General features: G+C 47.7%; 17 protein-coding genes. 8 read left to right on the forward strand and 9 right to left on the reverse strand.

The features are described 5' to 3' along the window. Positions 1–179 precede the first annotated feature (179 nt). Positions 180–611, reverse strand: coding sequence for a hypothetical protein (locus tag NC980_RS17035; protein ID WP_190377236.1), 432 nt, complete (start codon positions 609–611; stop codon positions 180–182). 28 nt (positions 612–639) lie between these two features. Here NC980_RS17035 and NC980_RS17040 point away from each other — a divergent pair, with 28 nt between their 5' ends. Next, positions 640–798, forward strand: coding sequence for a hypothetical protein (locus NC980_RS17040; protein ID WP_190377237.1), 159 nt, complete (start codon positions 640–642; stop codon positions 796–798). 266 nt (positions 799–1,064) lie between these two features. Here the strand turns inward: NC980_RS17040 and NC980_RS17045 are convergent, their stop codons facing one another. Both NC980_RS17045 and NC980_RS17050 read right to left on the reverse strand, forming a co-directional pair. Then, on the reverse strand, positions 1,065–2,075 hold the full coding sequence (locus tag NC980_RS17045) for a phosphoribulokinase (RefSeq protein WP_190377238.1): 1,011 nt from the start codon (positions 2,073–2,075) through the stop codon (positions 1,065–1,067). 315 nt (positions 2,076–2,390) lie between these two features. Continuing rightward, positions 2,391–3,638, reverse strand: a complete 1,248-nt coding sequence (locus NC980_RS17050; protein WP_190377239.1) for a hypothetical protein — start codon at positions 3,636–3,638, stop codon at positions 2,391–2,393. A gap of 272 nt (positions 3,639–3,910) precedes the next feature. On the opposite strand from NC980_RS17050, the gene petH reads away from it, so the two are divergent. Beyond that, positions 3,911–5,152, forward strand: coding sequence for a ferredoxin--NADP reductase (gene petH / locus NC980_RS17055; RefSeq protein WP_190377240.1), 1,242 nt, complete (start codon positions 3,911–3,913; stop codon positions 5,150–5,152). A 90-nt stretch (positions 5,153–5,242) separates the two neighbouring features. Here the strand turns inward: petH and NC980_RS17060 are convergent, their stop codons facing one another. After that, a complete protein-coding gene (locus tag NC980_RS17060) occupies positions 5,243–5,728 on the reverse strand; it encodes a class I SAM-dependent methyltransferase (RefSeq protein ID WP_190377241.1) in 486 nt (161 codons plus the stop codon). A gap of 159 nt (positions 5,729–5,887) precedes the next feature. Between NC980_RS17060 and NC980_RS17065 the strand changes: the two genes are divergently transcribed. Then, the gene (locus NC980_RS17065) at positions 5,888–6,892 is read left to right on the forward strand and encodes a helix-turn-helix domain-containing protein (RefSeq protein ID WP_190377242.1); all 1,005 of its coding nucleotides are present in this window, start codon (positions 5,888–5,890) and stop codon (positions 6,890–6,892) included. Here the strand turns inward: NC980_RS17065 and NC980_RS17070 are convergent. Continuing rightward, positions 6,889–7,716, reverse strand: a complete 828-nt coding sequence (locus tag NC980_RS17070) for a hypothetical protein (protein ID WP_190377243.1) — start codon at positions 7,714–7,716, stop codon at positions 6,889–6,891. The two genes, NC980_RS17065 and NC980_RS17070, sit on opposite strands and share 4 nt — an antisense overlap. A 160-nt stretch (positions 7,717–7,876) precedes the next feature. Here NC980_RS17070 and NC980_RS17075 point away from each other — a divergent pair, with 160 nt between their 5' ends. Next, complete coding sequence (locus tag NC980_RS17075) at positions 7,877–9,394, forward strand: UbiD family decarboxylase (protein ID WP_190377244.1); 1,518 nt, start codon at positions 7,877–7,879, stop codon at positions 9,392–9,394. On the opposite strand, the gene NC980_RS17080 is transcribed toward NC980_RS17075, so the two are convergent. Beyond that, positions 9,391–11,112 carry a 6-pyruvoyl-tetrahydropterin synthase-related protein gene (locus tag NC980_RS17080; RefSeq protein WP_190377245.1) on the reverse strand — a complete coding sequence of 574 codons (1,722 nt, stop codon included), beginning with the start codon at positions 11,110–11,112 and terminating at the stop codon, positions 9,391–9,393. The two genes, NC980_RS17075 and NC980_RS17080, sit on opposite strands and share 4 nt — an antisense overlap. A 78-nt stretch (positions 11,113–11,190) precedes the next feature. Here NC980_RS17080 and NC980_RS17085 point away from each other — a divergent pair, with 78 nt between their 5' ends. Next, a complete protein-coding gene (locus NC980_RS17085; protein WP_190377246.1) occupies positions 11,191–12,621 on the forward strand; it encodes a hypothetical protein in 1,431 nt (476 codons plus the stop codon). Between the two features lie 239 nt (positions 12,622–12,860). Next, the gene (locus tag NC980_RS17090) at positions 12,861–14,285 is read left to right on the forward strand and encodes a hypothetical protein (protein ID WP_190377247.1); all 1,425 of its coding nucleotides are present in this window, start codon (positions 12,861–12,863) and stop codon (positions 14,283–14,285) included. Here the strand turns inward: NC980_RS17090 and fghA are convergent. Continuing rightward, the gene (gene fghA, locus NC980_RS17095; RefSeq protein ID WP_190377248.1) at positions 14,227–15,063 is read right to left on the reverse strand and encodes an S-formylglutathione hydrolase; all 837 of its coding nucleotides are present in this window, start codon (positions 15,061–15,063) and stop codon (positions 14,227–14,229) included. The two genes, NC980_RS17090 and fghA, sit on opposite strands and share 59 nt — an antisense overlap. After that, positions 15,063–16,172, reverse strand: coding sequence for an S-(hydroxymethyl)glutathione dehydrogenase/class III alcohol dehydrogenase (locus tag NC980_RS17100; protein WP_190377249.1), 1,110 nt, complete (start codon positions 16,170–16,172; stop codon positions 15,063–15,065). Before NC980_RS17100 ends, fghA begins: the two co-directional genes overlap by 1 nt. Positions 16,173–16,282: 110 nt before the next feature. Here NC980_RS17100 and hisB point away from each other — a divergent pair, with 110 nt between their 5' ends. Then, positions 16,283–16,915, forward strand: a complete 633-nt coding sequence (hisB, locus tag NC980_RS17105; protein ID WP_190377273.1) for an imidazoleglycerol-phosphate dehydratase HisB — start codon at positions 16,283–16,285, stop codon at positions 16,913–16,915. Continuing rightward, the gene (locus NC980_RS17110) at positions 16,915–17,448 is read left to right on the forward strand and encodes a hypothetical protein (RefSeq protein ID WP_190377250.1); all 534 of its coding nucleotides are present in this window, start codon (positions 16,915–16,917) and stop codon (positions 17,446–17,448) included. Before hisB ends, NC980_RS17110 begins: the two co-directional genes overlap by 1 nt. Here NC980_RS17110 and NC980_RS17115 read toward each other — a convergent pair. Continuing rightward, complete coding sequence (locus tag NC980_RS17115; RefSeq protein WP_190377251.1) at positions 17,392–19,662, reverse strand: ATP-binding protein; 2,271 nt, start codon at positions 19,660–19,662, stop codon at positions 17,392–17,394. The genes NC980_RS17110 and NC980_RS17115 overlap by 57 nt on opposite strands. Positions 19,663–19,674: the final 12 nt, after the last annotated feature.

A 19,674-nucleotide genomic window follows, 5' to 3' on the forward strand; every position in this document is an offset into this window, starting at 1 on the left:
GAAGGTTGGGGACATTTAGCCTATGATAAACGGTTCTTTGCATGAGCAAGCGTTAAAAATCGAGTCTGTTCAAATGAACCGAACGATCGCGATCAAAAGACTCAATCTCCAAATCAGAACCCCTGCTCCAAGGCTTGTGCTTTAGAGCAGGGGTTCTGATTTGCGAGTTCAGCAAGCAATTAATCGATGAAACCCATCAGCGTTGTGGAGTCGTCCAGATCATTAGAAAACACGGGACGATCGCCCATGTGCCGATCTGCCGATAGCAATCCAGGTTCACTCGCCATCACAGGTCGCCCAAAGGTTTCCGACCCTTCGACTGCATGAAAATCACTGTAGAAAATCGGGCGATTTCCTGGAAGCATTTCAGCTACCTTCAAACTGCTCGACATCACCGGACGACCATTCATAATCGTGCCGTAGATTGCTAGGTGGCTCGCTTCGATCGGGCGAATTCCCGCCGATTGAATCGTACCTGCCACCTCAAAATCATCCGACATGATCGGGCGATTTCCAGCAGACAAGCTCGGGAGGCTAAGAATTTCGAGCGCACCGCCATCTTTGCCTTCTGCGGGAGTTGCCGTTGCTTCAATCAATTCTGAATTACTCATAGGGATTTCCTCCTGTTTGGGTGCTGGTGTGGATGACTCGGCGGGTTCGTCGATCGATTTGGTAGGGGGTTCTGAAACGGGAGCTTCTGAAGTGGAAGTCTCCGATGTTGCGGGTGAAGAATCCACTGGAACCGAAGTTTTTGCCGCTGTGGTGTTTCGGCTGGATGCTCTGCGAGTGGTTGATTGATTCCTACGGCTCGTCGCCATCGCGCCTTGTCCTCTCTTGTACAGAATTACCGCTTGCTCACGACCGGAAGAACCTACCCAGGTAACGCTGCAAACAAAATATTTTGATAAATCACGAATCTTAAGGAATTATTATAGGTCAAAACGCTGCGCCACTTAGTTGCTTGATCCCAAGGAGAACTTATTGGAGACATTGGCGATCGTAATTGGTTGATCTCAAAAAGAAAGGAAGCGCGATCGCGCTTCCTTTCGCCATTTCAATCAGTCCTAGACCTTTGCAGGTACTTTGGTTGCGCCAACTGTGTTCGTCAGACGCTCGTAAGTTGCCCGCATTTTCAGACCCGTTAGCACTTGGAACAGTCCCGTTCCGTTGTTGGAACCTGGATATTCCCGGTGTTGCAGCAACAGTTCGGTGACTTCGCCGTTGTACTTCGCTGAAGTCTTGCTCAAATGCTGCTCGATGTAGATCACTTCTTCGAGCTTGTCGAACTGACCATCCACTTCGAGGACTGAAACGCCGTGTTTGTAGTACACATCGGGGCCGTAGTGCATTCTGATGCCGGGATACGAACAGGTCAGCTTGCGACCGCAAGGAGTCCAATCGATCGTGGAACCTTCATCAAATAGGTAAACCGGATCATATCCTTCGATGCCATCACGCTGAATCATTTGAACGCGCAGAACTTTCCGCTCTTGATCGTCTTTGATTAATTGCGTGGGCAACACTTGAATCACCACATCCGCGAATTCTTTTTGCGGATCGATGTACGCATCAAAGTCGGGTTTGCGCGAGTTGATTTGCGCCAACACATCTTCGTAGCTGTGACCCCGCTCTGCCATATCGCGCTGGATCTTCCAGGCGATTTTGACTTCATCGCTAATGTCGAGATAGACGCTGAAATCGATTAACTCACGCACGCGCTGGTCGTAGAGCGGATGTAAGCCCTCAATCACAACAATGTGGTTCGGCTCAACTTTCTCCGGCGGATCGATCATGCCGGTTTCATGGTTGTAAATCGGCTTGTCGATCGTTTCTCCGTTTTTCAGCGCTTTGATTTGCTCGTACATCAAATCAAAGTTGTTTGCCTTCGGGTTGAGTGCCGTGATGCCCGTTTCCTTGCGCTGTTTCCGATCCAGACTGTGGTAATCATCCAGGCAGATCACAGTGACGAAATCTTCCCCAAACAGATCTGTGATTCGGCGCAGAAACGTGGACTTACCGCATCCGGAGTCTCCGGCAACGCCAATCAAAACCACGCGGTCTGGCTTACTGGTCATAAGGTTCCTCTAATAACAAAAAAGTCAACGACGGTTTATGAGATCAGCCCGGAGAGTCAAGGCTGCATCGATAGTGCTTCGTTTGATCGACAAATTGCTTTATCGATCGCTTTACCTTCACGAGCCACAGCGCAAAGTATTACTACGGGATTTGAGATTGCTCCAAGTCGCCGCAAAAAAATACCTTGCAAGCAGCCGATCAAGGCTCAAGGTATAGCGATAAGTATTTAATACTATCGGTTAAGGGGATTCTACCAAATCGCGATCCCTGGTACAAGCCTTAATAAAATATAAAACTTTGTACTAATGTACTATCTAGTGTTTTTGCTGCATCTGAATTCGGTAGGTAACGCCATAGCCTGAATCCGCAAATCCGCCTGTTCGGTGAATAAACGCAATAAACGCCACAGAGATAAAAAGCTGAAGCAAAATCAGCGCCACGAGCGATCGCCACCGGTTTTGCAAGTGGGTTGCCCACCAGACGTGGATAAACGGAAATGGAGCAACTACATAATGCGGCGGAATGTTGAGCATCGACAGCGTGATTAATCCTCCCATGCCAATTCCCATTGCATTGAAATAAAAGTCGAGCGATCGCGCCACGGGCGGATTCAGCGGCTTGCGGCGAATGAAGGGAATGAGAACTTTAAGCCCGATCGCAACGAGAATTAGATGAGCAATGCCAATCAAGTAAGTCGGCTGTCCGAAAATTAGCGGCTCCTGGATGAAGTGGCTCCACATAATCTTTCCGAGTGAATAACTCAGATTTGTGCCTAGCCCTAAGACAATCCACTGCAAATAAAACTTCGGAAACAACAGCGACAGAATCGGACGACCCGCACCCCCGAAAGTATCGATCACCAAGCGCAGCCACATCGCAAACGGAATCAGTCCCAAAATGGTTCCAATTGCCCAAGCCTTCCAAGCCGTTTTTGTTAAGCGATTCTCTTTGTAATCTCGCCAAACTGTCCAGAGAAACAATCCCGCTCCGTAGAAAAAGCCGCTCATGTGCAACTGTCCGATCATCGTGCCCATCAAGCCCCAGAGCCCTGCACCAAAGGGATGCCGACGAAACCAATGTCCTAAGATCGTCAAGACTGCAAGCGGTGGAAGTAAATCGGTTGTCCAAATCTGTCGGGAAAACAAAATCGATAGGGGATTTACAGCCACGATCGCTAAACCCCACAGCCAAGGCGATCGTTCTTCTTCGAGAATTTGCCAAATCACAAATCCAAACATTGCCCACAGTGCTGCAACATTCAGCCACATCACCCACTGCACCATTTCGATCGGTGAAGCGGAAAACCAACCGAACGCCGTAAAGATCCACAGACTAAACCCTGGATTCAAAACTTTCGCGCTGCTTGGCATTCCTACCCAGGTAAAGGGAATTTGACCATGTGCGAGCGCTTCACCGTTCGTATAATTCCAAATCTCGTCTGCTTTCCACTCCATATCTTCGGGATAAATTACCCGAAGTAAACTGCCAATTATTAACGCAGCAATCACATAGAAATAAGGGGAATGTTTAGGGTGAAAGTTGGCGATCGTTAACTGTTTCACAACTGGGGCTAAATTCTCCAGACTCTAATTTAATGGCATTCCGCCCTGGGCAATGCGCCCCTAAAGACAAAAGATTAATCTCAGCTTTACAATTAGCGCGATCGAATGTCTCAAAGCCTCTGTAAAGTAGGAACGGGAGTCGTTTTAGCTTCTAAGCACGTTTAGATCAGGTTGGGGTAAATTTGCGATCGATCCCCAAACGTTGCATATTAATCTAAACAAGCTACTTGCAGCACAGTTTTAGTTCATTTAGGTCGGAGAAACACAGAGCGATGTATTATTCCAGCGCGTCGGGTGCTGCGAACACCCCTTCTGGGAGCCGCGTCTTCCGGTATGAAGTGGTCGGATTGCGCCAAAACGAGACAACCGATCAGCAAAACTACCCGATTCGGCAAAGTGGCAGCACTTTCATCAATGTCCCCTACAATCGCATGAACGAATTCATGCAGCGGATTACCCGTCTGGGCGGCAAGATCGTCAGCATTCAGCCTTTAGAGGCAAACGGCAACGGAACTGGAAACGTTACTGTTGAACAGAAAGCGCCTGCTGTCAAGCAGGAAAATGCTACTGAGAGCAACACACCAGGATCTAAGCCGATGACACAAGCCAAGGCTAAAAAACACGCTGATGTTCCAGTCAACATTTACAAGCCCAATAACCCCTTCGTTGGAAAGTGCATCTCCAATGTTGAGCTAGTGGGTGAAGGCGGGATTGGAACGGTTCGACATATCAAATTTGATATCTCGGGCGGTGATCTGACTTACGTGGAAGGTCAAAGTATCGGCATTATCCCGCCGGGAACGGACAAGAACGGTAAGCCAGAAAAACTGCGTTTATATTCGATCGCATCTACTCGTCACGGCGATGATGTGAATGACAAAACCGTATCGCTCTGTGTGCGTCAGCTAGAGTACAAGCACCCCGAAACCGGTGAAACCGTTTACGGCGTTTGTTCCACGTATCTGTGCAACCTGGAAGCAGGTGCAGACGTGAAGATCACAGGTCCCACCGGAAAAGAAATGCTCTTGCCGGAAGAGGAAGATACCAATGTGATCATGATGGCAACCGGAACGGGAATTGCTCCGATGCGTGCCTATCTGTGGAGACAGTTCAAGGACAACGAAAGAGCAGCGAACCCCAATTATCAGTTCAAAGGTTTCTCCTGGCTGATCTTTGGAATCCCGACCAGCGCAAACATTCTCTACAAGGAAGAGCTTGAAGAGATGGCTGAGAAGTATCCGACGAACTTCCGCTTAACGACTGCAATCAGCCGTGAGCAGAAGAATAAGGACGGCGGCAGAATGTACATTCAAGACCGCGTGGCTGAAAATGCGGCTGAACTCTTCCAGATGATGAAGAGCGAGAAGACTCACACCTACATTTGCGGCTTGAAGGGCATGGAGGACGGCATTGACGCGGCTCTCGGTGCGGAAGCAGCAAAAGAAGGAATCGAGTGGAAAGAGTTCCGCAGCGCAATGAAGAAAGCGGGTCGTTGGCACGTTGAAACGTACTAATTTCGATTAGCGGATCTGAATTAAAACCGGGAGAATTTTGCGATTCTTCCGGTTTTTTGCGGAAATTCTTGTTGTTCTATCTCTCTAGCTTTAACGTGCGATCGCTTCTGGAACCGTCCAAAAATACAAAGTTGTTTCTTCTTCAATCTCAAGTTTGATCACTTTTTCGGGTTGCCAATCGCCCATATCAAAATCGATCGACGCAATTCGAGTTCCTGGTCGAAGCTGTTCTAGTAATGCAGGTCGAAGTCTGAGATTCAAATGCGGTAACAGATAAAGAACCACGATCGAAGCGTCTTCAAATCGGCTCTCAAATAGATCTTGCTCTCGAAAGGTTAGGCGATCGCTGATTCCCGCCTGTTCTGCTTTCATTTGGGCTGCTTCAATTCGCACTGAATCAATATCAATCCCTACACCCCGTGCTCCATACTTTAAAGCTGCCGTAATCAACACCTGACCATCACCACAACCGAGGTCATAAATCACATCCGATCGATTCACCTGTAACGTCTCAAGCAGCGTCTCGATCGCGCTTTGAGGCGTTGGAATAAAAGCAATATCCGGTCTACGCGGCATCCTGTCTCACTTTACAAATGCTGGGCTGTTGCTGATCATACTGAAAATACAATTGCAATTTTGTACACCAGAACAAGATGCGATACGCTTGACTCGACTGCATAGACTTGATTTAAAGTGCTTTGTGTGACGCTAGGCTAAGGGAAAGCGATAGGACTTATGGGCAATTCAGCACAAAAAGAACAACTCAAAGCGATCGGAACTCGCCTCAGTGAAGAGCGCCAGAAAAAGTCAATGTCGCTCGAAGAAATTGCTGCAAAGACCTACATTCCGCTGCGCCTCCTCAACGCGATCGAAGACGCGAACCTCGATCGCCTTCCAGAACCGGTTTTTGTCCAGGGCTTTATTCGGCGCTATGCAGACGCGATCGGGTTGAATGGTATTGCCCTGTCGAAAGAATTTACAGTAGACTTGTCTCCGCTCCCCACTTCCTCTGCGGCAACCTTAATCACTTCTATCCCAGAGCCACCTTTGAAGCCCGCTGTTCAAGCGCCTGTGCCGCCAAAACCGGCTGCACCCATTACGCCTCCTCCCACCCCGAAGCTGCCAGAACCTGAACTGATTCAGGATGAGCCGAAAAAATTAGAGCCTGAGCTAATTTGCAGCGAGCCGAAAAAGTCAGAGCCTAAGTTAATTCGGGATGAACCGAAAAGGTTAGAGCCTGAGCTAATTCGGGATGAGCCAAGAGTAAAAGTCGATGCGCCTGCACCAAAAGAAACGACCCGATTGCCCCTAATCGCGCTAGGAGGAGCGATCGCTCTCGGTGTGATTGGTGTACTAGCTGCCAGTCTTTTCAATCGTCCGGCTGAGCGTCCTGCTCCAACGACTGCAACCGCTCCGGTAACGCAACCGCCTCAACCGCCGATCGTTGCTCCTAGTCCAACTCCTGCCGCTTCTGCTCCAGCAAGCCCAACTCCAACGGGTGCAGTCGGGGTGAAGATGAATGTCAACGAGGAAAGCTGGGTTGAAGTGGTGGTTGATGGCAAAACGGAATTTGAAGGAACGCTGCCTCAGGGAACTCAGCGATCGTGGAGCGGGAAAAATCAAGTTAGTGTAAGGGCTGGCAACGCAGGCGGAGTGGCTCTTTCCTACAACAACGCCACCTTCAAACCGATGGGCGGTGCTGGGGAAGTTCAAACTGCGACGTTTCCACCTACGCCCTAACGCTTAACTCCGCCGCTGGCTGGTTGAAGAACGGCGATTGCTCGATCTACAGATTTCGGGTGGTACTGTCTTGCCTGATACTGATCGACGTGCTGGAAAATGGCAATTGGAGCGACGGTGCGACAGGTGAAAGATTCGATCGCGACTCGCCTATCTGGAACGACTCGAATTTTGGGTGAGAGATCTTTCGGAACCTCAGTACGCCATTGCCAGCCAGGATGGGGTGGAAGAGCGCTGATTAAACGCTGATGGCTCCAACTTGCAAGCCGATCAACTTTACCGAATTCAAGCAATTCGCGATGTAACAGAGAAGCAATCATAAACGAAATCGGAGAATGATCGCCGTCGATCGTGTCCATCAAGTTTGGTAAAGCAGCCTCAGGTTTAGGGGGTGTATTGCGATCGTGGAGCGCGGTACAAGCATCGCCAGCACTGATTAACGCTTTTTCTAGATACTCAGTGGTGCTGAACTGTTCTGGAATCGCCCACGTTACCCCGGTTCCATCGTGGTCTAAGCGGTAGAGGTAGCTCACTAAGCGGAGTCCAGGCTTTAGTGTTAAGCCTGGTAGCCTCATGAGTGCTGCGCCCGGATTTGCGGTGCTGATGAACCATTGCCCCTGACGATTGGGCATTTGGAGGGTCTGCTCCAAGGAGATGCCGAAGTGAAACAAAGTGCCCAACTCTTCAAGAGATTTGGGTATGGGGGGTTCGTCCTGCTCGGTGTATCTATCCGGGCGATTCTCTGACTCTGGCACTATCAGAATCGTTTTGAGGTGCTGTCTAATTTTCTGTAGGGCTTCGAGTGGAACTCTTTGGATAGACATGAGTAGAGAAGGACAAGTCAGGAGTGACAGAGATTTAGGTCTAAAGTGCCCTTGATTACAATTGGAATTCTTACTAGCGCGACTGCTCCGCTGCCCATCTGGTTCGCAATCCTTTTCCTTCCGCCTTCATAATGAAAGAAGTTCTTTACATTGCTCAATCATGCCGAGAGATTTGCGCGGATTTATCAGACAGCTAGAAGAACGCGGACAGTTGCGCCGGATTTCAACGCTGGTTGATTCTGACCTGGAAATTGCTGAGATTGCGAATCGGATGTTGCAGCATGGTGGGCCTGGACTGCTGTTTGAAAATGTCAAGGGGTCGCCTTATCCGGTTGCAGTGAATTTGATGGGTACGGTGGAGCGGGTGTGCTTGGCGATGAATATGGAATCGCCGCAGGAACTCGAAACGCTGGGTAAGAAATTAGCGCTGCTTTATCAACCGCGTCCGCCGAAGAAGTTTTCGCAAGCGATCGAGTTAGGTAAGGTTCTCTACGATGTGGTGCAAGCAAAACCTGCCCGCGATTTTCTTCCTGCTTGTCAGCAGATCGTGCTTAAAGGCGATGCGGTGGATTTGAATCAAATACCCTTACTGCGGGTATATCCGGGTGATGCGGGGAAGGTGCTGACGTTGGGATTGATGATTACGAAAGATCCCGAAACTAAGATTCCAAATGTTGGAGTGTATCGGTTGCAGTTGCAGTCGAAAAATACGATGACGGTGCAGTGGCTCTCGGTACGGGGAGCGACGCGGCATTTGAGAAAAGCGGCGGAGCGGGGCGAGAAATTAGAAGTGGTGATCGCGCTTGGGGTTGATCCACTAATTATCATGGCGGCGGCGACTCCGCTCCCTGTGGATCTTTCCGAGTGGCTATTTGCTGGCTTGTATGGCGGAGCGGGCGTTCACCTCGCCAAGTGTAAAACCGTCGATCTGGAAGTGCCTGCGGATTCGGAGTTTGTGCTAGAAGGAACGATTACGCCGGGAGACACGGCGATCGATGGCCCTGCGGGGGATCACATGGGGTATTACGGTGGCGTAAACGAGAAAGCGCCCTTACTGCGGTTTCACTGTCTGACCCATCGCAAAAATCCGATCTATCTCACGACGTTTAGCGGACGACCCCCGAAAGAAGATGCAATGATGGCGATCGCGCTCAACCGCATCTACACGCCGATCTTGCGGCAGCAAGTGCCTGAGATTATCGATTTTTTCTTGCCGATGGAGGCTTTGAGCTATAAAGCAGCGGTGATTTCGATCGATAAAGCGTATCCCGGACAAGCGAGACGAGCGGCGTTAGCGTTTTGGAGTGCGTTACCGCAGTTCACTTACACCAAGTTTGTGATTGTGGTGGATAAAGACATTAACATTCGCGATCCGAGAGCGGTTGTTTGGGCGATTACCTCGAAGGTTGATCCGGCGCGAGATGTGTTTATCTTGCCGGAAAATCCGTTTGATTCGTTGGACTTTGCCACAGAAAAACCGGGTTTAGGCAGTCGGATGGGCATTGATGCAACGACGAAAGTTTTCCCAGAAACCGATCGACCTTGGGCAGATCCGCTCAAGTCTGATCCGGCTGTGGCGGCAATGGTCGATCGACGCTGGGCGGAATATGGACTGGCTGATCTCAAGTTGGGGGAAGTTGATCCGAATCTGTTTGGTTATCAGATGGGCAAGCCTTAACGCACGGTTGCTCTGGTAAAAAAGAGCAAGCAGGCTAACGCTGCCCACACCAATAGCACGATCGCGCTCACTAAAATTCCAAGCGTTTCGGCAAATCCGGCTGCAAGTTCGACTTCGACGTACTGATCTCCGGTTGGAACTTTGACGCGAAGCAAGCCTGTTTTCAGGTCAGGTTCTACGGGGAGCGATCGCGACAGTCCTCTGGCATTCCAAGTTGGATAGTAAAACTGTTTGAGCGTAACCCATGTTTCAGCCGGAACGTTGACTTGAAAGGCAATGTCTCTCGGTCGCCAGCGATCGATCCGAATCGTACCTTTGCCTTCGAGTTTGGCATTTTGCGGGAATTGTTGGGCGAGTTGTGCGATCGCTGCTGTTTGCCATTGGGCGGTTGGAACCGATTGAGGACGATACTCCGCTGCGCCTTCTCGATTGATCTTGAGGTCTTGTACAACTTCAAGATTCTGGATCGGTTTGAGGCGCAGTTTCATGGCTGCTCCGTTAGACAACAGTAATCCGATTGCCAGAGCTAATCCGAGCGTGAATACTGTTTTTTTACGATTCTCCAATCTAGGCGTTGCTGTATGAATTACGATCGCAATCAATGCTGTGACTGAAATGAGCAATACAGTATTAAATCGCCAAGAAAATTGAATTCGCTGTAATGCAGGTAATAATTTCCAGATGGGTTCGCTAATCGGGACAGTCATGAGAAAGGCAACACCTGAGACACCAAACCAAAATTGAGATTCCCGTCGTAGTGAAGATGATCGCACCAAAAGAAAAGCGCAAACTGCGATCGCGATCATCGCAAGTGTAATGAGTTCCAAGTAATACCAGAAATATGGATTGTGATAAGGTAGAAATTTTCTAGAGAATAGGAAGTTATTGCCGTAGAAATAAGCTTTTTCTAGAATTGCACTCATTGAGATAGTATTTTGCATCGTTAATGCAGGAATGAGATAAATCGCTGCGAGTCCAATGCTAAGAACAGCTGCAATGGTGCTTCTCAAAATCGCATAAATTCGATTGTCCGACATTAAAAAAATGTAAGCAATAGGTACGATCGCAAACATCACAAAAGTTGGCAGATGTGTCAGTAGTAATAACGCATAACTAAATGAGAGACCAATAATTGCAAATTTAGATCGCTGAGTTAGTTTGTAAGTGAAATAAAGGATCAACGGAGGCCAAACGATCGCCCAATATTCAGCGAAGGCAAACCGCCAATAAAGATTTATTCCTAAGTGATATGGTAATGCCATGTACAACAACGCACCTACTAAAGCGGCTTTGCGACTCGTAAACAGATTGAGCCAGAAGTAAGCGGCAACTCCAGACGCAACTAATGCGATCGCGATCGACACACTTAACTGTCCCCACTGACGCGTTTCGGGCGAGAACAAAGGATAAAACAAACTGGTGATGTAAAAGGGAATCGGGGCGTAAAAAAAGAAGGCAGGACTTCCTAATCCCGCATTCATGTTGTGAAGCCATCTGGGATAAAAGTCGCCGCTCCAAAGTTGCTCCGAAAATTGTTGAGTCCAGCGCAAATGGAATGGAATATCCATTGCATCAAAGACACCATGCAGAATTGCAGGTAGCACCAACAGCAACCCGATCGCGCTAATCAGCAAAACGGTAGTGAGAGATGGCGGTTTTTGATCGGGCGACTCTCGCTGCATCAATCTTAAGGCAGACAGACTTAATGGTTTTTGCATGATATATTCGCGCACAACAGACTCTAGCCAGAGAGTAACAGATTCGCTCTGCTTGCGCCTAATCAATCAATAGGAAGCATGATTTCAAAGCAAAAAGTTGGTTTTATTGTTGCGCTCGCGCTATCGATCGCTCTTGCGACGCAACTGACCCTGAACGAACTCGGCATACTTGGAATTGTATCAACATCGGGATTCTCGATGTTATTAAATAAGCGCTTATTAGGCTTAGAGTTTCTTGCTTTGTGCGGGCTCTATCTCGCTTGGTTGATTCAATTTCGTCCAGTTACGATCGCTTCACGATTTAGCGAACTGTTGAAGCCTGTAAGCATATTCTTGGCGGTTTGTTGGTTGTCTTATCCGGGTACAAACGATATTTATATGTATCTACAGTACGGATTGATCAGTCTAAACCGACTTAATCCTTACCTCACAAAAGCTGGAGATTTTGGCTCTAGTATCACAAATTTAATCGATTGGAATCAAAGTTCAACTTATGGAGTTGTTTCACTCTTCTTCTTTTTGGTTTCCTCAAAGTTGTCTGAGATTAATCTCTTTCTTGGCGTTTACGGATTTAAGTTAATCTGCCTGGGGTTTCACATCTTAAATAGCTATTTAATCTGGAAAAATCTCAAGTCTAGAACCTACCGAGATCAAGCCACACTGGCATATTTGATCAGTCCGGTGCTGTTGTTTGAGCAAGTTGCAGAAGCGCATATCGACCTCATGCTCTGTACTGTTTTGATTGCAGTCGATCGATTTCTCAAGACAGGTCGATATTTGCTTGCTTTAGTCACAACTGGAATTGGATTTCTAACGAAGACACTACCGATTATTTGGATTCCATTAATCGGTGTGTTTCTAATTCGACAGCGACGTTGGAAAACGATCGTAAAATTTCTATTTCTTAGCGTAATCGGCATCCTGATCTTGCACTTTACATTGTTTCCAACTATTGATGCTTGGAGAAGTATTCTCAATCCAGGTGTCGGCAATAGAACTGTGGGATCATGGCATGATGTCTTAGACAGCATCCTGATGCGAGTTGGAGCGATCGTGCCGAGTTCTGCTCAAACGAGTATTACTGCTTTATTTAATCGTTTCACGCTGCTCTTGTTTGCGGCTTATTATGCAGTAACGCTGTACAGAATCTTTTTGAATCGCTCCATTTCGGAGAGTCGATTGATGATAGAAATTGGGTGGGTTACTTTCGTTTTATTTGCGATTGCAACTCCCTGGTATCAGCCTTGGTATGCAACCGTGTTACTTCCGATCTCGGCCCTGAATCTACAATCACCGACTTTTGCGATCGCTAGTTTTGCCTTCTCACTGATCGGAACAACGGCTTCCCTTGGTCTGGAGTGGGGTTCCCGCATCCTCGCAATCATTGCGATCGTCCCAACAATGGGTTCCCCGATCGTAGTTCTCCTGATGCGACACAAGATTACGGCATTGATCCACGCAAAGTTTCTGCACGAAACTAAACGCGAGCTTGAACAAGTAAGGCAATAATCAAAGACGACAATCGCGACCCTCATAGAATAATGGGTTGCTCGACGCATTGACAGACCTCCCACGAAGCTCTGGGTAAAGTCAATTTGCAGGAAATTTATGATTTATGCCTTGATTGATGAAGATTGAGTGCCTCAATTAGCGGCGCTGGTTTTCGGGTGATACAGTTCGAGCAAAACAAATCCTAGCCAGAGAGAAACAGCCGCACTCTGTTCGCGCATAGTTAACTAAGGAGAAGTATGGTACTAAAACAGAGAATAATTTTTATCGTTGCGATCGCGCTCTCGATCGCAATTGCAATACAACTGTCTCTGAATGAACTGAATGCGCTCGGAGTGGTGTCAATTTCGGGATTTTCGGGATTAGTTCGCAAGCGTTTATTAGCAGTAGAGTTTTTTGCGCTGTGCGGTTTATATCTGGTTTGGCTAATACGATTCCGTTCAAAAACGATCGCGTCAAATTTCGCCGAACTCTTGAAGCCTGCAAGCTTATTTTTAGCGGTTTCTTGGTTATCTCATCCGGTCACGAATGATATTTATCTATATTTACAGTATGGTCTGATGAGTCTAAATGGAGTTAATCCTTATCTGACAAAGGCGAGGGATTTTGGCTCTAGTCTTAGCGGTCTAGTAGACTGGAATTATAGCTCGACCTATGGAGCTGTTTCACTTTTATTCTTTTTGATTCCTGCAAAATTAGCTGAGATTAATCTGCTTCTTGGTGTTTATGGTTTCAAGCTTATTTGCTTAGTTTTTCACATTCTGAATAGTTACTTAATTTGGAAAATTCTAGAAGCTAAGACCTATCGAGACAAAGTAACGCTGGCGTATTTGCTGAGTCCAGTTCTTCTGTTTGAGCAAGTGGCAGAAGCACATCTTGATATTTTCTTATGTACTGTTTTAATCGCGATCGATCAGTTGCTTAAAACCCGTCGATATCTGCTTGCTCTCGTCGCCACTGGAATTGGATTTCTAACAAAAACATTGCCGATTATTTGGATTCCATTAATTGGAGTATTTCTAATTCGGCAACGACGCTGGCAAACGATCGGAAAATTCCTGCTGATTTCTTCGATCGCTGTTCTTGTTTTATCTTTTACGCTTTTACCATCCATTGCTGCTTGGAAAAGCTTGATAAATCCAGCCGTAGAAGGCTTAAGAGCAGGATCATGGCACAGCTTGCTAGAAATTATTTTGATGCGAACGAGCGTGCCAAGTTCTACTCAAGAAACCATCCTGACTTCATTCCATCGTTTTACCATTATTTTGTTTGCTATTTACTATGCAATAACCCTCTACAGAATCTACAGAAATCGATCAATTTTAGAAGATCGATTGATGGTAGAAATCGGATGGGTCACGCTTGCTTTATTTACCCTTGCCACTCCCTGGTATCAGCCTTGGTATGCAACAGTTTTACTCCCGATCGCGGCGTTGAATTTACAAGCACCGATTTTTGCGATCGCGAGTTTTGCCTTCTCATTGATTGGAACTGCGGCTGCACTTGGCTTGGAATGGGGGAAACATCCACTGGGAATTTTAGCGACGATTCTAACGATGGGATCTCCGCTCGCTGCTTTGTTAATGCGATCGAAGATCACGGCATTTATGCAAGCAGAATTTCCGCGTGAAACTGAACGTGATCCTCAACAAATGACGCAATGAAATAGTAGCTATGATCGTAACCTTGCTGAAATCGAAGTGTTAACGGTTGCCCGACAGTTTCACACGCTTTTTGAAATACTTCGGGCAATAGCTGATTTGCAAGAAATTTGTCGCTTGTGCCCTGGTCGATTAAAATCGATCGTGGAAATTTCTGCACTTGAACTAATTCGGTCGCATCATACAGTTTCCAACTCGATCGGCCTGCTCCTAAATAATTCGAGAACGCTTTCTCGCCCCAAGGACATTGCGTCGGCGCACAAATTGGCGCAAATGCAGAAACCGATCGATAACGCTCAGGATTTCGCAAGGCACACACCAAAGCACCGTGTCCGCCCATCGAATGCCCAAAAATGCCTTGACGATCGCTCCTCACCGGAAAGTTTTCCGCGATCAAAGCAGGCAACTCATCCACGGTATAGCTGTACATTCGATAGTGCTGATTCCACGGGGTTTGAGTCGCATCCACATAGAATCCTGCCCCGGTTCCAAAATCCCAATCGTCATCCTCGCCCGCGATCCCTGTGTTTCTCGGACTGGTATCCGGCGCAACTAAGATCAATCCATGCTTTGCAGCGAACTGTTGCGCCCCGGCTTTCACCATGAAATTCTCTTCGGTACAGGTCAAACCTGCGAGAAAATACAGCACCGGCAGCGATCGCTCCCTCGCTTGCTGTGGTAAATAAATCGAGAATTTCATCGGAGCATTGCACGAGGCCGATCGATGCGAATACACCTCAATCGATCCTCCGAAACAGCGAGTTTTACTGAGTAATTCCACTAGAACGTCACCACCGATCGAATTACTTCTCCCCGGTGCATCAGATCGAACGCTTCGTTAATCTGATCGATCGGGAGAATCTTCGTTACCAGATCATCAATGTTGATTTTGCCATCCATGTACCAATCGACAATCTTAGGGACATCGGTTCGCCCTTTTGCACCGCCGAATGCTGTTCCCTTCCAAACGCGCCCAGTCACAAGCTGAAACGGTCTTGTGCTAATTTCCTGACCTGCGCCCGCAACCCCGATAATCACACTCACGCCCCAGCCTTTATGACAGCATTCGAGTGCCTGACGCATCACTTTCACATTACCAATACACTCGAAACTGTAATCGGCTCCGCCTTTGGTCAACTCCACAAGAAAAGGAACAAGATCGCCCTTAACCTCGCTGGGATTGACAAAATGAGTCATGCCCAACTTTCCAGCCAGTGTGCGTTTGCTGGAATTCAGATCAACTCCAACAATCATATTTGCCCCAACCATTCGCGCTGCTTGGATCACATTTAAGCCGATGCCGCCTAATCCAAATACGACAACATTTGCACCAGGTTCGACTTTCGCGGTGTTGATCACAGCTCCGACCCCGGTAGTGACACCGCAACCAATTAAGCAAACTTTCTCAAGCGGAGCATCCTCGCGAATTTTAGCAACTGCAATCTCTGGCAAAACCGTGTAGTTCGAGAAAGTTGAAGTGCCCATGTAATGCAGGATGGGTTCGCCACCGATCGAAAACCGACTCGTTCCATTCGGCATGACTCCTTTGCCCTGAGTTGTCCGAATCGCCTGACACAGATTCGTCTTACCACTGAGACAATATTCACAGTTGCGGCACTCTGGCGTGTAGAGCGGGATCACATGATCCCCAGGTTTGACGCTGTTCACGCCTTCGCCCACTTCGACTACGACTCCTGCTCCTTCGTGACCCAAAATCGCTGGAAACAAGCCCTCCGGATCTGCTCCTGAAAGCGTGTAGGCATCCGTATGACACACTCCACTCGCTTTGATTTCGACTAACACCTCTCCCGCTTGCGGGGCTTCGAGTTGTACGGTTTCAATTCTTAAAGGCTCTCCAGCTTTGAAGGCAACAGCCGCTTTGGTATCCATAATTTCCAACCTGGTCTGACTTCTTGAAAGTGTAGCGTCGATCAATTTCGATCTTTAGACACGGGTAAAAAATTGACATAATAGAGTCTGCCTTTCATGTGATGGATTCCATGCAGACTAGCGATCGTCCTCAAACTTCTTCTGTTTTTCCTGTCGCTCGAATTGCCTCAGTCTCTCGTAAAACTGGGGAAACTGATGTTCAAGTCACGGTTAATCTCGATGGCACCGGGAAATGTGTGGCAAAGACAGGCATTCCGTTTCTTGATCATATGCTGCATCAGATTTCGTCGCATGGCTTGATCGATCTGACGGTGCAGGCGATCGGGGACTTGGAGATCGACGATCACCACACAAATGAGGATGTTGGAATCACGCTGGGAATGGCGCTTGCGAAGGCATTAGGCGATCGTAAAGGCATTGTTCGCTTCGGGCATTTTGTCGCGCCGTTAGATGAAGCGCTGATCCAAGTGGCGCTAGATTTTTCTGGTCGTCCGCACCTGAGTTACGGGTTAGAAATTCCCACTCAGCGAGTCGGAACTTATGATACGCAGTTAGTTCGAGAATTTTTTGTGGCGGTCGTCAATCACGCTCAAATGACGCTGCATATTCGCCAGTTGGATGGCATCAATTCACACCACATTATTGAAGCGACGTTTAAGGCATTTGCACGATCGCTACGGATGGCAGTTGAAACCGATCCGCGACGGGCACATGAAATTCCAAGCTCGAAGGGTGTACTGTGATGCGGGGCTGGCAATTGGTGTTAGGCGTGGCGATTTTGGTCGGATCGCCTGTGGTTGAACTCAAAAGCGTTATTGCTCAGGAGAGCATTTGGAAGCGGTTTACGTCACAACGCGGCGGATTTTCCGTGGTCATGCCCGGAACACCCAAAGAGCGTAAAGAGAATGGTTTGACGCTGTTTGAACTGATTCGAGACGATGAATCGGTGCGCTATTCGGTGGGTTATCTCGATTTGCCGGTTGCACCGGGAAACGATAAACGCCTCCAGAACGAAGTGTACGAAGGCGTTCGTAAAGGTGCGGCGAAAGATCAAGGAGAGTTAATCTCATTTCGCACGATTCAACTCAATCGATTTCCAGGTCGAGAAATGAGCTTTAAGCTACCTGATGATATGGTCGCAAAGTGGCGCGTTTATCTTGTGAATCGACGCGCCTATTTTGTCAATGTCACAACGACGAAAGAGAATCAAGAACAAGGCTTAGCAACCAGCATTAATGTGTTTCTCAATTCGTTTCGATTGGTCGGTCGGCGCTAAGGGAATTTTCGATCGACTGACCGGAATTTCAATCACAAATTTCGTGCCTTCTCCCACGGTTGAATCACACCACAATCGACCCTGATGTTGCTCATTCACAATCTGATAGCTGATCGATAATCCTAAACCTGTGCCTCTACCCACAGGTTTAGTCGTAAAAAATGGGTTGAAAATTTCGCTTTGAATCTCCTTGGGAATGCCGCAGCCATTGTCAGCGATCGTAATTGTGATCCATCCATCTTGAGTGAGTTCTGTGCTGATCCAAATCGTTGGATCAAGCTTGGGATCGGCTTCAATCGCATCGATCGCATTACTCATCAAATTCAGTAACACCTGATTGAGCCGACCTGGATAACATTCAATCTTTGGCAATTGCGCGAAGTGCTTCACTACTTTAATCTCAGGTCGATCGCTCGTAAATTTTAGTCGATGCTGCAAAATCATTAATGTGCTTTCGACGCCGCTCTCGATTTCAACGGCTTTCAATTCGGCTTCGTCTAAGCGCGAAAAATTTCGCAAAGAAAGCACAATATCCTGAATCCGTCTTGTACCTGTTTGCATCGAGTTAAACACTTTTTCAAGATCGTGATTTAAAAACTCAAAATCGATCGTCTCCAACACTTCAATTACTTCTGGATCAGGTTGAGGATAATGCTTCTGATAAATTGCTGCTAACTCTAACAAGCTTTGCGTATAGCGATCGAGATAAACCAGATTGCCGTGAATAAAATTAACTGGATTGTTGATTTCATGCGCCACACCCGCAACAATTTGTCCCAAACTCGACATCTTTTCTGTTTGAATCATCTGGGTCTGAGTCTGGCGCAGAGTCCGAAGCGTTTCACTCAGCTCTACGGTGCGTTCTTCAACTCGTTGTTCTAATTGCTCTTTGGCTCTTGCCAGCGTCATGAAAGAATCGCGTAACTGCTGTGCCATGCGATTAAAAGATCGTCCCAACTGCCGCAATTCGCGAATTCTGGAAATTTGAATTGTTTGATCTAGCTCTCCCTTGGCGATCGCTTCGGATGCCTGACTCAGCCTCAAAATCGGCTGAACAATCCAGCGCGAATTCCACCAACCCAAGAGCGCTGCTGCAATTGTCGCGATCGCGCAAAGCAAGATCGTTAAGCGGAGATTTTGATCAATTTGCGCCATAAAGTCCGACTCTGGCACAATCACCACGATCAGCCAGTCGAGTCCTTGATCATTGCGCCAGGGCAACACATTGATAAACTGCCGCGCTCCATCAATTTCGAGTGCAAATTTCTGCTGCGACTGAATAGCAGTGAGTGACGAAAATCTCTGCTGCAAATTTTTGCTCATTGCTTTGATCAACGGATCAGGACTGTTGAAGATGGTGAAGCGCTTCACCTGATCCTGTTCCTTACGGAGAAACTGACTCTGCATCGAACTGCCGATCAGCGATCCATCCCGCTCGATAATCATCATCTGCCCAGTCCGACTGACCTTGAAATCGCGCAAAAAGCGACTGATATTTTCCAAGGTTAGATCTACATTAAGCACCCCAATAAATTTCTGATTGTTGTCGTAGATTGGCGTGGTCATGCCGATCGCTGTGTAGTACGACACGCCATCTAGCATCACCTCACCCTTCGGGATTGAGCCTTCAAGTCGGTTCATGGAAGTGATTTCGACTTCGCCCCAGCCTGTTTTCCCGGTTGTTGCGGCTCTTTGATACCAGCTTCTTTCAGTCGTGCGATAAGTGTAGGTTTGCGCTAATTTGGCGATCGCGCCACGATGATTTGGCAAAAAATCATATGCTTGCCCGTCTGGTAATGCCCGAAACAAAATGACATCGACTCCCTCAAGCCAGCGCCCTGCTCCAGACGATCGTTCCGTTGATAAGGAGTACCCCACAAACCCAACCTCTGGAAACGCTTTTGCCTGTCTCCAAAAGTACCGTTCAGTGGCGGAGAAATCATCAAGCTTAATCTCTCCATTGGTAAGGGCATCTTCGTTAATTTGCAACAGTTGTGCAGGCAAAGCGAGATATTGATCGAGATGGCTATCAATGCGTTGATTGGCTTTCTCAACTAACTCATCGGCTAAGCGGTTGACTGCCTGCTGCCCGTTCTTAAAAGACAAGTAGCCGACTAATCCAACTGCACCAAAAATCTGTAGAACAAATGGTAGAACCAGTACCAAGCGAAGCGAAATTCTTGGTACAGGTGACTTTATGAAGGGAACTTTCATAGAGGGGGCTTC

The sequence above is a fragment of the Leptolyngbya sp. AS-A5 genome, from assembly GCF_039962495.1.
Taxonomy (GTDB): domain Bacteria; phylum Cyanobacteriota; class Cyanobacteriia; order Leptolyngbyales; family Leptolyngbyaceae; genus Leptolyngbya.

Bases quoted from the DNA above. Each gene is read 5' to 3' on its own strand.
- hisB (WP_190377273.1), top strand. From the start codon at position 16,283: ATGCAGACTAGCGATCGTCCTCAAACTTCTTCTGTTTTTCCTGTCGCT.
- petH (WP_190377240.1), top strand. From the start codon at position 3,911: ATGTATTATTCCAGCGCGTCGGGTGCTGCGAACACCCCTTCTGGGAGC.
- NC980_RS17045 (WP_190377238.1), bottom strand. From the start codon at position 2,075: ATGACCAGTAAGCCAGACCGCGTGGTTTTGATTGGCGTTGCCGGAGAC.
- NC980_RS17090 (WP_190377247.1), top strand. From the start codon at position 12,861: ATGGTACTAAAACAGAGAATAATTTTTATCGTTGCGATCGCGCTCTCG.
- NC980_RS17060 (WP_190377241.1), bottom strand. From the start codon at position 5,728: ATGCCGCGTAGACCGGATATTGCTTTTATTCCAACGCCTCAAAGCGCG.
- NC980_RS17065 (WP_190377242.1), top strand. From the start codon at position 5,888: ATGGGCAATTCAGCACAAAAAGAACAACTCAAAGCGATCGGAACTCGC.
- NC980_RS17115 (WP_190377251.1), bottom strand. From the start codon at position 19,662: ATGAAAGTTCCCTTCATAAAGTCACCTGTACCAAGAATTTCGCTTCGC.
- NC980_RS17035 (WP_190377236.1), bottom strand. From the start codon at position 611: ATGAGTAATTCAGAATTGATTGAAGCAACGGCAACTCCCGCAGAAGGC.
- NC980_RS17080 (WP_190377245.1), bottom strand. From the start codon at position 11,112: ATGCAAAAACCATTAAGTCTGTCTGCCTTAAGATTGATGCAGCGAGAG.
- NC980_RS17110 (WP_190377250.1), top strand. From the start codon at position 16,915: ATGCGGGGCTGGCAATTGGTGTTAGGCGTGGCGATTTTGGTCGGATCG.
- NC980_RS17075 (WP_190377244.1), top strand. From the start codon at position 7,877: ATGCCGAGAGATTTGCGCGGATTTATCAGACAGCTAGAAGAACGCGGA.
- NC980_RS17070 (WP_190377243.1), bottom strand. From the start codon at position 7,716: ATGTCTATCCAAAGAGTTCCACTCGAAGCCCTACAGAAAATTAGACAG.
- NC980_RS17100 (WP_190377249.1), bottom strand. From the start codon at position 16,172: ATGGATACCAAAGCGGCTGTTGCCTTCAAAGCTGGAGAGCCTTTAAGA.
- NC980_RS17085 (WP_190377246.1), top strand. From the start codon at position 11,191: ATGATTTCAAAGCAAAAAGTTGGTTTTATTGTTGCGCTCGCGCTATCG.